This window comes from Bacillus sp. FDAARGOS_1420 (genome assembly GCF_019344915.1).
Taxonomy (GTDB): domain Bacteria; phylum Bacillota; class Bacilli; order Bacillales; family Bacillaceae_G; genus Bacillus_A; species Bacillus_A mycoides.
On the sequence record NZ_JAHWJB010000001.1, the window covers coordinates 422,152 to 435,575 of the forward strand.

At 35.4% G+C, this 13,424-nt stretch carries 13 protein-coding genes; 3 read left to right on the forward strand and 10 right to left on the reverse strand.

The window, feature by feature from the left end; translation table 11 throughout:
- Positions 1-46: 46 nt before the first annotated feature.
- The 9 genes from I6L50_RS02315 to nagE all read right to left on the reverse strand — a co-directional run bounded on the left by I6L50_RS02315 (position 47) and on the right by nagE (position 10,037).
- Positions 47-1,594 carry a glycosyltransferase family 2 protein gene (locus I6L50_RS02315; RefSeq protein WP_219300324.1) on the reverse strand — a complete coding sequence of 516 codons (1,548 nt, stop codon included), beginning with the start codon at positions 1,592-1,594 and terminating at the stop codon, positions 47-49.
- On the reverse strand, positions 1,587-2,552 hold the full coding sequence (locus tag I6L50_RS02320) for an NAD-dependent epimerase/dehydratase family protein (RefSeq protein WP_002140285.1): 966 nt from the start codon (positions 2,550-2,552) through the stop codon (positions 1,587-1,589). Before I6L50_RS02320 ends, I6L50_RS02315 begins: the two co-directional genes overlap by 8 nt.
- Entirely contained in the window at positions 2,549-3,793 is a 1,245-nt protein-coding gene (locus I6L50_RS02325; protein ID WP_113937961.1) for a nucleotide sugar dehydrogenase, read from the reverse strand. The genes I6L50_RS02320 and I6L50_RS02325 overlap by 4 nt, the downstream gene beginning before the upstream one ends.
- On the reverse strand, positions 3,783-5,330 hold the full coding sequence (locus tag I6L50_RS02330; protein WP_219300326.1) for a glycosyltransferase family 2 protein: 1,548 nt from the start codon (positions 5,328-5,330) through the stop codon (positions 3,783-3,785). The genes I6L50_RS02325 and I6L50_RS02330 overlap by 11 nt, the downstream gene beginning before the upstream one ends.
- A 13-nt stretch (positions 5,331-5,343) precedes the next feature.
- Positions 5,344-5,538: an LSm family protein gene (locus I6L50_RS02335; RefSeq protein WP_219300328.1), complete on the reverse strand. Its 195-nt coding sequence runs from the start codon at positions 5,536-5,538 to the stop codon at positions 5,344-5,346.
- 16 nt (positions 5,539-5,554) lie between these two features.
- Positions 5,555-5,956 (reverse strand): LSm family protein, encoded by a 402-nt coding sequence (locus I6L50_RS02340; protein WP_033715617.1) that lies wholly within the window; start codon positions 5,954-5,956, stop codon positions 5,555-5,557.
- Between the two features lie 170 nt (positions 5,957-6,126).
- Positions 6,127-6,942, reverse strand: a complete 816-nt coding sequence (locus tag I6L50_RS02345) for a sugar ABC transporter ATP-binding protein (RefSeq protein WP_219300330.1) — start codon at positions 6,940-6,942, stop codon at positions 6,127-6,129.
- A gap of 86 nt (positions 6,943-7,028) precedes the next feature.
- Positions 7,029-8,279: a serine hydrolase domain-containing protein gene (locus tag I6L50_RS02350; protein WP_002010295.1), complete on the reverse strand. Its 1,251-nt coding sequence runs from the start codon at positions 8,277-8,279 to the stop codon at positions 7,029-7,031.
- 264 nt (positions 8,280-8,543) lie between these two features.
- Complete coding sequence (gene nagE, locus I6L50_RS02355; RefSeq protein WP_219300333.1) at positions 8,544-10,037, reverse strand: N-acetylglucosamine-specific PTS transporter subunit IIBC; 1,494 nt, start codon at positions 10,035-10,037, stop codon at positions 8,544-8,546.
- A gap of 326 nt (positions 10,038-10,363) precedes the next feature.
- Between nagE and glsA the strand changes: the two genes are divergently transcribed.
- Both glsA and I6L50_RS02365 read left to right on the forward strand, forming a co-directional pair.
- Complete coding sequence (gene glsA / locus I6L50_RS02360; RefSeq protein ID WP_002010291.1) at positions 10,364-11,293, forward strand: glutaminase A; 930 nt, start codon at positions 10,364-10,366, stop codon at positions 11,291-11,293.
- 172 nt (positions 11,294-11,465) lie between these two features.
- The gene (locus I6L50_RS02365) at positions 11,466-11,810 is read left to right on the forward strand and encodes a DUF3969 family protein (RefSeq protein WP_002091149.1); all 345 of its coding nucleotides are present in this window, start codon (positions 11,466-11,468) and stop codon (positions 11,808-11,810) included.
- 163 nt (positions 11,811-11,973) lie between these two features.
- Here I6L50_RS02365 and ytaF read toward each other — a convergent pair whose 3' ends face one another.
- Positions 11,974-12,585, reverse strand: coding sequence for a sporulation membrane protein YtaF (gene ytaF / locus I6L50_RS02370; protein WP_257475350.1), 612 nt, complete (start codon positions 12,583-12,585; stop codon positions 11,974-11,976).
- A 137-nt stretch (positions 12,586-12,722) separates the two neighbouring features.
- Here ytaF and I6L50_RS02375 point away from each other — a divergent pair, with 137 nt between their 5' ends.
- Positions 12,723-13,376, forward strand: coding sequence for a helix-turn-helix domain-containing protein (locus I6L50_RS02375; RefSeq protein WP_002091151.1), 654 nt, complete (start codon positions 12,723-12,725; stop codon positions 13,374-13,376).
- Positions 13,377-13,424: the final 48 nt, after the last annotated feature.

Below are 13,424 nucleotides of genomic sequence, written 5' to 3' on the forward strand. Positions count from 1 at the left end.
ATAACAGAGCAAAAAAGTGTACATACGTTGTACACTTTTTTTGTTACTACTCTAAAACATCTCTTTTTCTATTCCCATCATAGAATCCACCACGACTACCTTCCAATACAATTAATTGCTCTAACCCTTCTATATGATCACCTATAATTCGAAGGACAGCTGGAGGATGACCTATTTTTGCAAAATGTTCACTGGGACGAATACGGTTCATCTTATCGACCTCAACACGACTTACACATGCGATTTCGAATCCTGAAAGAATAGCTTTCACTTGCGCTACGCAAGGTGACAGTAAAGATCTATACCCAATTGCTTGCAAACATGTACGGCTAAACGCATTAGGTACAGCAATAAGAGAGCCTACTCCTAAATCTTTTCTATCACAAGCTAAATTTAATGCATATTTAAATGCTGTTACAAGATGAAGTGGTACTCTCAAATCTAAATAATGATTTAAATCATTTAATGCGACATCCGTTCCATCTGCAATAGCTTTTGCAAAGGGATATAGCTCACTAGCTGGAATAACAAAATCACCGTCTATAAATAAAACAATTTCTCCTTTTGCAAAATAAGTTCCAAGCGAACGCCCCACATCGTTTCCAAGTGCTTCTTTATACACAATTGTTGTTGCTCCCTTGTCTTTTGCAATTGTTGCCGTTTTATCGGACGAACCATTTACAACAACGATGATTTCAAAAGGTTCAATTTTGCGAAGCTCTTCTATAACGTTTCCAATTGTTTTCTCTTCATTTTGCACAGGAATAATTACCGATAATTGCTCTCCTTTATACAAATTAGATGTAACGCCCCATCCTTGATAAAAATCTTCAAAATTTAGAGTATGATAGACACTCTCTCTTTTCCTATTTCCATCATAATATCCTCCGCGCCCATCGCTGCCTAATATCCGCTCTGCTACAGCTTCTATATGATCACCTATCATTCGTTTTTCAGATTGAGAAAGATCCGTGCCATATGCAGCATGCTCGAATGGACGAAATTTATTTGGCGTAATAACGTCAATTGCACAATGACGACTAATTCTCCATTTACTTTGTGCTAGGCGTAGATGAGCCACAATAGGATTAACAAAACATTCGTATCCAATACTTTGCACAACTTCCTTCGTCAGCGCATGAGGTACAGATAATAAAGAATCAATTTTTAATTCTTCACGCTCTAACATTGCATTTAATATTTGGCGCCATACTGTCACGGAGTGCGGTTTTTGTTTCTTTAAAAATAATGCGTCTACATTATTTAAAACGATGTCCGCCTGATCATGTAAAATCGGATTAAGGAATAATTGTAATTTTGAAGTTTGAATAGCAAAATCTCCATCTACAAACAGTAATACATCACCTATCGCATGTTTTGCACCAACTGCGCGTCCAACGTCGTTACCAAGTGACTCTTTATGCTGGATTACTGTACATCCTAAGCTCTCAGCAATCGCTTCTGTACCATCATTACAACCATTTGCTACTACAATAATCTCTACTGGATTCAATGGTTTTACCGATTGAACCACATCTGAAATCGTATCCACTTCATTGCATACGGGAATAATAACTGATAACGACTTAGCCATTGTTTTCTTCACGAAACCATTTAATAGTTTCTTTCAATCCTTGTTCCCACGTTACTTTCGCTTGAAACTGAACAAGTTCTCTTAATTTCGTTACGTCTGGTCTTCTATTTGGAATCTCTTCAAATCCATGTGGATATACTTCCTCAAATGGAACGTGCACAATTTTGGAAATAGACTTCGTTAATTTTTTTATATCTTCCGCTACTACCCTTATATTTTTTTCATTCTCAGAACCTATATTAATAATTTCACCATTTACCTTCTCATCCATTGCACGAATTGTTGCCTCGACCGCATCACTTACATACGTAAAGCAGCGTGTCTGCTTTCCATCTCCATACACGAGAATATCGTCACCTTGCAAAGCCGCACGAATAAATCGTGGAATTACTCCTGCGTACGGACCATCTTTCGCTCTTGGACCATAAATATTAAAATACCGAACAATCGTTACAGGTAAACCTTCTAATGCGTACCCTAAACATAATGTTTCCTCTAACGTTTTACAAATTGCATAACTCCAACGTATTTTGGAAGTTGCACCGTATAAACGATCTCCTTCTTCAGAGAATGGTGGCTCTCCCTTTCCATATACTTCAGAAGTAGATGCAAATACTACTTTCTTCTTCCCTTTTAACGCTGCTTGTAAAATATTTCTCGTTCCATCGAAATTTGTTTCAATAAGCTCTACACTTTTTTCCATTGTAGTTTTGACTCCCAAAATTGCCGCTAAATGAAACACCACATCATGTTGATTCACTAATTCATAAATTGAATTTTTATCTAAAACGCTTATTGGAATAACCCGGAGCTCTTTCATTAACTCATTATGATATTTATTTTTTCCTTTATAGAAGTTATCCACAATAGTAACTTCATAACCTCTTTTCACCAACTCTTCAGCTAAATGCGAACCAATAAATCCTGCTCCACCTGTAATCAAACATTTTTCACTCATACACTCACCTTCTTTACGATTCCACGTGTATCTATTAATCGCTCAATCCCTTTAAAAAGATTCCAATCGATACTAGAGTGATCCGTTACAATTAAAATACAATCTGCTTGTTTAATTCTTTGTTCATCTAATGGAACAGATTGATATAGTGTATCTCCAATTTTCGCTGTAGAAATATACGGATCATGATATTCTATCTTGTATCCTTCTTTTATTAATAATTGAATAATTGGCAACGCCGGTGATTCTCTCAAATCATTTACGTCTTTCTTATATGCAATCCCTACTATTAAAACCGTTGCGGGTGATTGCACCATGTCTTTTACTTTCCGGACTATTTTCTCTGGCATTTCTTCATTAATTACATGTGCCGCCTCAATTAATCGGCTAATTGCTCCATTCTTTTTTATTCTCCATTGAAAATATAAAGGGTCTACCGGTATACAATGTCCCCCTATTCCTGGTCCTGGCCAATACGGAGTAAATCCAAATGGTTTTGTAGATGCTGCTTCAAGTGCCTCATAAAAATTAATATTCAAACTTTCACAAAGTATATTTAGCTCATTTACTAATGAAATATTAACTAAGCGCTGAATATTTTCAAATAGCTTACACATCTCGGCTACTTTTGGGGAGCTAACTGGAACGATTACATCAAATATAGTGCTATACAAATCCTGTACTTTTTGTTTACACTGCTCGGTTTGTCCACTAATAACTTTTGGAATTGTTTCGACTGAATACTGGCTATTCGCTGGGTCAATTCGCTCTGGTGAATAGCCAATATAATAATCTTCTCCTACCTTTTTACCTGTTTGAGAAATAATCGGAATGATAACTTCCTCCAGTGTACCTGGATATGTGGAGCTTTCAAAAATGAAGGTTTGTCCTTTTTGAAGGTTTTGTTGTATATAATGGGAGGCTGAAATGAGGGCACTTAAATCTGGTTCTTTCTGCTCATTAATTGGGGTTGGCACGGTCACAATAACATAATCGCTACGCTTAAAATCCGCAACACCTTTATCTGGTGTATTCACTATTAATCTTCTTTCGTTTATTAAGCCTTGTAATACTTTAGAAGAAACATCAGGAATATAACTTTCTCCTTTAATTATTGATTCTATCTTCCTAGTATCTTTATCTAATCCAAGTACAGCATGTCCTCTTTCTGCAAAAAGGACCGCTAAAGGAAGGCCAACATATCCTAATCCAATAATGGTTACTTTACTACTAGCATTCATCTATATTTTCTTCTTCCCTTCTCAATTGTAGTATTATATCTCTATCCCTTTCTCCGTCTGTAAAACTCCCGCGCCCATTCGTATGTTGTAATAAATAAGCAATCGCCTCAAGCTGATCACCGAAAATACGATCGAATGCAGGAATTCGTCCATTTACAAACCCATGTTGCTCTGGACGTACTCGATTTGTTTTTATAACATCTACGAATTCCACTGCTGTAATAGAACATTCTTCTAAAATAGCTTTCATTTGAGCTAGTGGTGGAATGATAAGAGAATCATATCCAATTTTCTCTATTACCTTTTTATGCATAGCATGTGGCACTGCCGTCAATGAGTTGTTCCATAAATCTGGTCGTTTCGCTACCAAATTCACGAAATATTTGCCCATACTAATTGGATCTGCCGGGTGAAACATATCTAACAAACATTGCAAATCATTTAACGCCACATCATTTCCGTCTTCAATAGCATGCAAAAATGGAATTAGCTTTTTTGCCGGAATAACAAAATCGCCATCAACAAATAAACAAATATCTGCCGTAGCATGCATAGCCCCTATCGCTCGTGCTACATTATGTCCAAGTGCCTTCGCGAATTCAACTACAATAACATTCTCTAGCTTTGCTTGTTTAATTGTCTCGGCATCTGCTCCATTCGCAACAACTATAATTTCATCTACACCTGCTTTTTTCACTTCCTGTATGACAGATCTTATAGTCATTTTTTCTTCTGATACGGGTATAATAGCACTGTATTTCGCTTTTTCCTTTTGTAATAAAACTAGCTTATACTTCCCTATAAACTCTCTATCCCTGTTTCCCTCCGAAAAACCGCCACGTTTACCATATGTTTCGATTACGTATTGCAAAGCACGTAAATGATCACCCATAATGCGACTAGTCGCTTTCGGATAAGGAGAACCAGGTGATGTACCAGTATGCACAGGACGAACTTTATTTGTATGAATTACATCAACCGAAGCCATATCGACAATATCTACTCCTCTAGACATAGCCATCGCTTGAAATAGTGCTGGATCTGCTAAGTTCCACCACCCAAGCTTCTGAATAACTTCCCTACTCATCGCATGTGGAATTGCGATTAAAGAACCAACAACAAGCTCTTTTTTATTCAAATAACGATTCAACATACATTTTCCAACTGTTGTATAATGTGGTCTCATCTTTAAATACACAGACCATGTTAAATTATTCACAACGATTTGATGACCCTGCTGAATTCCTTTCACGAAACGTTGTAGCTCTACATTATCAATGACAATATCACCATCTAAAAATAATACGATGTCACCTTTTACTTCCCTAGCTCCAATTGCCCGTCCAACATCATTGCCAAGAGAATGTTTATAATAAATCACGTGGCAACGATGTTGTAATGCTATTTCTTTCGTCCCATCTGTTGACCCATTATCTACTACGATAATTTCATATGGTTCGAGCTTCTCTACTTCTACTAAAACTTGAGATAAAGTACTTGCTTCATTATGCGCTGGAATAACAACTGATACTTTCATACTTGTATCACTCTTACCCTTCCAAGCGAACATAAGAAATAATAGGAATACGCACAAGTACATCTTCCGGTGGTCCATAAGAAGGAGCTGTACGAACACTTACTGCCCCGTCCGTCACAGATAAAAGAATGCCTGCAACAATTTCGGCCGCTGTCACAACTTGCACTAATTCACCAACATGCTTACGCAATTCATCAGTAAATAACATATATAAGTCTCCTTTCTTACGCTTCTTTCATTGATATAATACTTGTAAATGGTAATAAAACTTCTGTTCCTATTCCCTCTTGCAGCGTTAAGAAATCGTCACCAACGGCTACAATAACACCTGTTAACTGTCCAACTGTCACAGTAATTTCTACGTTTTTACCTAAATATTGCTTTGCAATTTCTTTAAATGGTGATGTATTGCATTCTTTTAAAATGTTACAAATAATAGATTGAAATTGACTTGATTCTATAAACTCTTCCGTAGCTTGCTTAGAATTTCTTTGAATAAACTTTGCAAAGTTTTGCGAAAATAAAAGTCGTTCCACAGCAGGCAGTAACTTGTCATCTAAAAAATAGCCTAATTGTCTATTAAACAGTCTGGATAATTTATGCCAATATTTTCTGAACAGACACATATGCTTCTCCTCCTATTATTTTTAAAGTATAAAAATTTACATCCATACATCTTAATCTATACAAAGCAGGCTTTTTTTGTGATAGGTAAGACATACATTTTCTAAAAGAAATAATTGTTTCAGAGCATAAAAAAAGATAGATGGTTTCCCATCTATCTCTTTGCTAATCTTTAATTTTTAATTGTCACAATGGCAGCTACGCCGTAATACACCGCTCTTGATAATTCTGCTTGTCCGGATATAGAAGCTGCAACAAGGGATCCACCACTTGCCGAAAAATATTTTGCAGCTTCTAACGGAATACCATCTTCTTTCACATCAATATGTGTTCCATCTTGCCAATCTATTTTCTGCATTGTTGCTGAAAAGTCCCCAGTCACTTTACCAATTTCCTTACCATTCATCTCTAAAAATATCCATTCCCATTTTGTTAAACTTAGTACTTGTTTCAACTCTCCAATTTTCTTTCCATTTACACTATAAAATATATAGAAGTTACGCACGCCCATCTTCTTTTGAACACGCAGCAACCTTTCTCCCGATTGATTATATAAATAAAATTGTTGCTTATGTAGTCCCTTAAAAAGAAAAGAAAGTGCACCTTTCCATATACTTTGAATAACGGAATTATACTCTTCTTTTAAAAACCCTACTGCACTGCCATCTAATCCAAAGTACGTTATTACTTGAAATACCCCTACCTCTCTACGAACAACGAACTTTTGTTGTTCAAATAATCTAGAGCTCCCTATATTACAATTATCCTGTCTAAGCATTTTTGCTCTTCGTTTTTCTATAAAACTATATATTAGTAATCCAAACGCTGGTAGCAAAATACCTATTAATTTCAGAATTTCTTTATCTGAAGTGAATATTGTTCCTTTTTTATATTCCATAACTAATCCAATTACAACGATAATCCATACAATGATAGCTATAAACAAAGTTCGTTTCGCATTGCGTGCATGATGCTTATGTATATTCATAAACCTCCCCCTTTTCCATTTATTTCATTATCGCACCGCACATATATTTCCTCAATGCAAAAAAAACTATCCAAAAGGACAGTCTTTTACACTTCTATATTTCGTAACATCGTATAAATGTCGTTATTCACTTTACCAAATGATTTAATGTTATTTTGAATGTTAGATAATAAAACCACATATACACTACCATTTTTACTAAAACCATTTAAGCAATTCCAACCTGGCATTACACCGTGATTTGAATAGCTTCCTGGATCTACATACCAGCCAAATCCATAATCCTTTTTCACGGCTGTAAACATTTGATTATAACTCTCTTTTGAAATTAATTTTCCAGAAAAGAGTGCTTCATTAAATAAATATAAATCATGCGCGCTCGTATATATATCACCACAACCATATAGTTGTGACATGCTCGGAATATTAGGTGTTGTCATATTGTTATTCACTATTTTATAACCCGTTGATGGGAATCTTGTTTGTTCCAACGCTGTACCGAAACCAGAATGTTTCATACCCGCAGTCGCAAAAATATGTTGTTTTATATATTCTTCGAGTGACTGTCCACTTACCTTCTCAGCAATGTAGGCAAGTATAGAGTAGTTCGAATCTGAATACTTCCATTTCTCTCCTGGTCCTGCAATACGCTTTTGGTTTCCTATTCGTTTTATCAACTCTTCATGAGAAATATCTTCTTTTCCCTGCTCATACTCTGGAATCCCTGATGTATGTGTTAATAAATGTTTTAACTGAATGCTATTACCTTGCGGAAAGTCTGGAATATACTTTGCAACTGTATCCTCTACTTGTAACTTATTTTGATCTTTGAGTTGCATAATAGCAGTCGCCACAAATGCTTTTGAAATAGAACCAATATAAAAGGTCGTCTCTGAATTATTCGGCACTTGCTTCTCTTTATTAGCCATGCCGTATCCTTTATTCACAAGAACTTTCCCATTCTTCACAATAACAGCTGTCCCACTAAATCCCATGCTCTGTAAATATTGATCCAATTGAGCGTTTTCATTAATTTCTTGAGGCGGTCCCTCAGCAGGTTTCTCTATAACTTGCGCCTGTTTTATCTGTTCTTCCTGTTCTTTTTGTTTTCTTTGTTTTTCAGCTTCTTGCCTTTTCACTTCTTCTATCTTTTTTATCTCTTCTTGCTTCTTCATTTCTGCTGCTGCTTTTAAAGTTTCCTCTTTTTTATTATGCGCAACAATTTTTGTATACATGAAATATACAAGTGAAAATAGTAGGACGAGAATGATTGTTCTTTTTATGTATACAATCGGACGACGTACTTTCCCATTAACAGTATTTTTTTCCTGATCCATGATTACCTTTTTCCCCTTATTTACCGATAATTTAATTCATCTACACAAGACTTTCTCCAAATCATTTCAGTAGATTATAGACATTCCATTCTATGTCATCCCTACTTTATCACGCGCTGAACATATTACCAACCTATATGTATAAAAAAGAAAAAGAAAATTTACAAAAGTAAGATTCCCTTTAAAATTTCAACATAATAAAAGAGGATATCCTGTAAAAGACTGGTGTTATCAATCTTTTTGGATATCCTCTTATCTAACTATTTATACGTGTTTTTTCATATCATCGGCAACAGATTCAACATTTGTACCTACGATAACTTGTACACTTGTGTTACTTAATTTCATAACGCCTTTTGCACCTGCGCGTTTTAATGCTGGTTCATTTACTAAACTTGCATCTTTCACTTGTAAGCGTAAACGCGTTGCACAGTTATCAATAACTGCTAAGTTTTCTTTTCCGCCTAAAGCTGCTACGTAAGTTTCACCAATTGAACCTGCAACTGGTGCATCACCCTCTTCAGCTAACTCATCGTCATCTTCACGACCAGGAGTTTTCAAGTCGAACTTCTTAATTAAGAAGTAGAATACTGCAAAATAAATTGCTGCATAAATTAAACCGACTCCTGCTAATAATACAGGTTTTGTTGCAATACCGAAGTTTAAAACGTAATCGATTGCACCGGCACTAAATGAGAAACCATCATGAATGCCAAGTGTTGTTGTAATGAATAAAGAAAGACCTGTTAATACTGCATGAATACCATATAGTACTGGAGATAAGAACATGAATGAGAATTCAATTGGTTCTGTAATACCAGTTAAGAATGAAGTTAATGCTAGGCCACCTAACATACCTGTAACCATTTTACGTTTTTCTGGTTTCGCAGCCGCAATCATTGCGAAACATGCTGCCGGTAAACCGAACATCATGATTGGGAAGAAACCAGTCATAAACATACCTGCTGATGGATCTTTTGCGAAGAAGCGTGCAATATCACCATGAACGATATCACCAGCTGCGTTTGTAAAGTCACCAAGTACAAACCAGAAGTATGTATTCATTACGTGGTGTAAACCGATTGGAATTAATAAACGGTTTAATAATCCGAATAAACCAGCACCAACTGAACCTAAGTTTACGATACCGTGTGCTACTGAATCAATACCACTTTGAATTGTTGGCCAAATTTGACCGAATACTAATCCTAACAGAAGCATTACAATTGAAGTAATGATTGGTACGAAACGTTTTCCAGCAAAGAATCCTAACCATTCTGGTAGTTTAATCTTATGGAATTTGTTGTATAGTAATCCAGCAACAACCCCAGCAATAATACCACCGAGTATGGCCATATTTATTTTTGGCGTTAACGCCGCTGCTTTTGAAACTTTTGTCATTGTATCTGCTAATTTAGTTGGATCTGCTGAACCGACTAAATCCTGAACACTTTTCAATTTATCATTCAGCTCTGCTGCTGAATATGCCTTACTTAGAGCGTTTGTTGTATTTTGTAAAACAAGATATCCAATTGCCCCAGCAAGTCCTGCTGCTCCACTACCATCAATAGACAAACCTATTGCAACACCAATTGCAAAAATAAGTGCTAAATTATCAAAAATTGCTGCACCGGCCTGTGCCATAACAGGAATATTAAATACATCTTCTTGCCCTAAACGAAGCAATAATCCTGCTGCTGGTAGCACTGCGATTGGAAGCATTAACGCTTTACCAATACGTTGTAAAAACTGCAACATTTTAATTCCCCCTATCAAATTTATGAAATCGTTATCATTATAAGTACGCCTTAGAAAACGCTTTCTATTTACATAACCATAATAACATATAGTTGTATAGATGTGTAGTTTTTATTTCCGAACTTTTTATGGATAAATCTCCTATTTCCAAACTGTTATATAAAAGGAAAATTTTCCTTTTATATAACACGGAATAATCGAAACTGAAGACTCACTATAGAACATTCAACTTTCGTTTTATCATTCCACTTTTTCATGTTATTATTTATTTCCGAGCATATCGGGAAAAGTAAACTTAGTTAATTCGAAATAGGAGCGTTGGTACTATGCAGTGCATTGAAACAAACAACTTACAGCAGTTGTTAGAACAAGTAAAACCATATACGAAAAAAGGAAAACTTGCTACTTATATCCCCGAACTAGGAAATGCAAATCCAGATGATCTAGGGATTGCTATTTTTCATAAAGAAACAGCATATATCCATGCTGGTAACTCACAAACACTATTTACTCTTCAAAGTATTTCTAAAGTAATTACACTTGCCCTTGCCCTTTTAGACCGTGGTGAAGAATATGTATTTTCTAAAGTTGGAATGGAACCAACTGGTGACCCATTTAATTCTATTATTAAGCTTGAAACGACAAGTTCTTCCAAGCCTCTTAATCCAATGATTAATGCGGGTGCATTAGCTATTACAAGTATGCTAGCTGGTAATGATAACGAGGAGAAGATGGAACGCATTCTTCAATTTGTGCGTGATATAACAGACAATCCTACTATTAGTTATTCTTCTAAAGTTGCCACTTCTGAATTAGAAACAGCTTACTTAAACCGTTCACTTTGTTACTATATGAAACAAAATGGCATCATCGATAACGATATTGAAGAACTTATGGATTTATATACGCGTCAATGTGCAATTGAGGTTAACTGTATCGATCTAGCACGTATTGGTTTAATCTTTGCAATGGATGGATATGATCCTTATAAAAAGAAACAGATCATCCCTAAACATATTACGAAAATTTGTAAAACATTTATGGTTACTTGCGGGATGTATAATGAATCTGGTGAATTTGCAATTCGTGTTGGAATCCCTGCAAAAAGTGGTGTAGCGGGCGGAATTTTCGGCTGCGTAAAAGGCGAAATGGGAATCGGTATTTTCGGACCAGCTTTAGATGCAAACGGAAATAGTATCGCTGGTTTTAAAATTCTTGAATTACTTTCTGCCCAAGAAGGTTGGAGTATGTTTTAATTTAGAAGTTATCCTGCTATATTGGCAGGATTTTTTATTTCACAAAAATCCGTTCTACTAGGCATCAACACACTTCAAAAAACAGTAATAAAAGTTCTCTTTATTATGCATATTTGCTCCCCCCTCCTGAATAATATAGTACAACCTAGCGCTGTATGTGGAGGTGTAAAAGATGAAACTCATATTTCAAATGGAGAAACAACCTGTTCTCGAAAAAACAATTCTTCTTTTCATATTGAGTATTGTAGAAAGTTTGAAACTAAAAGTTGTTTCACTCGATGAAGCTCACCGATACATATTCAATTTAGAAGTGCTTGAACTATTAATGGATCGGAACATCGATGATCAAGTACTAGAACTTATTCATTTCGGAATGGGACTTGAAGACATTTACCATGTACTTCCCGAAGAACTTGAGCATAGTATCGAAGAACTGAAATGGCTTTGTATTCAAGTTTTAAGTGAGTACAGTATGCATGATGATGAATGTGCACAACTAATTGAAGATATACGCTAAAAAGCACCTATGCAGGTGCTTTTACTTTTTTAAACCTTTTTACACACAAAGATTTGTATAATACTTACAATCTTTCATTACCGTGAAAAGATTTCACGTCGATATATGCAATTTCTTAGTGTATTTCCAAGGAAATACTCGAATACTGTTTTCCCTATCATTCTTACAACAATTGATCAATTCCAATAAGAATTAATAACACACCTGCAATTATAGTTGCCCATTTCCCTAAGTATTCAGCTAAAAATCTTTTACCAACATACGTAAAACCACTAATACAAATAAAACTAAAAACTCCAGAAATACATGCCGTAAGCCAAAGATTTAAATTTGTTACTCCAGCATCAAATCCACCTGCAATATTGTTTATGGACAATGCAACTCCTAAAACAATTGCTTCAGAAAAACTAATTGTTTTAGAACCATCAAAATCTGCTTTTTCTGGATCACGTAAAACCCCCATAAGTACACTACCATCTTTAGATTCTACGGTATCTTTTTGACTCAAGAAAGGCTGACATAAAATAAACACCCCGATTATTCCTAAAACGATTGCTCCAATAATGTTTGCTGTGAACTCTGAAATAAATAATGCGATCCAATTCCCAAAAAATCCAGCTAGTAAAGTAAATAAAAATCCAAAAAATGCGATGATAAAATTGTTAAGCCACGAAATTCGAATTTTACGAATGCCATATGCAATCCCAACACCTGCATTATCTAAATTAGACGCAATCCCGATTAAAAAAATTGAAAATAAACCTGCCGTACTCATCATGCAGTCACCCCTTTTCTCACTTTTCATTGCATATTATGAAAATGTTGAGCAACTGTGCCTGTCTGTTTCATATACTTGTAATAAATGCTCAACATTTTTTCAACGATAGACAATAGAAAAGGAGTGCCTACATTATGCCCAATGAAAATCCAAATGAGCGGCTCGGTAAATTAATAAAGAAACTGTTAAAGGAGCGCGCTCTATCTATGCGCCAACTAGGAACACTTACAAATATTGATCCTGCAACAATTTCAAGAATAATTAATGGCAAACAACAACCGAAGCAAAACCATTTACAAAAATTCGCAAACTGTCTACAAGTTCCACCGCAATTATTACTTGATGAAATGTACCCTGACTCTCCACACATAAATAAGGAAAAAGCAGATATGTACACATCTCTCGATACAATTCAGCAAACATTACAATCCTCTAACCTATTCGACTTCGAATACACAACAACTCGTGTGAAACAAGAACTTGAAAATTACGAGCGCTATGCCCAAACTACTGAAGGCGAAAAACGTATTCACGAGAGTTTCAAAAGTAAAATAGAACAAATTGATAGTGCTGGTCCTTTCATTGAGCAATTAACAAATATGTACCAACAATTTTGTACAGAAACCATTTCAACCGAAGAGCGTGCAATTATTGGGGGTGCCTTACTATATTTCATTTTATCAACAGACATTATCCCCGATTATCTTTTTCCAATCGGCTATTTAGATGATGCGATTGCCGTTGAATTAGCTAAAGAGAAATTAATTGAAATAAAACGAAAAACATAGAAAAATAAAGAACTATTTCAGTTGTTTATGTTCAACTCTGAAATAGTT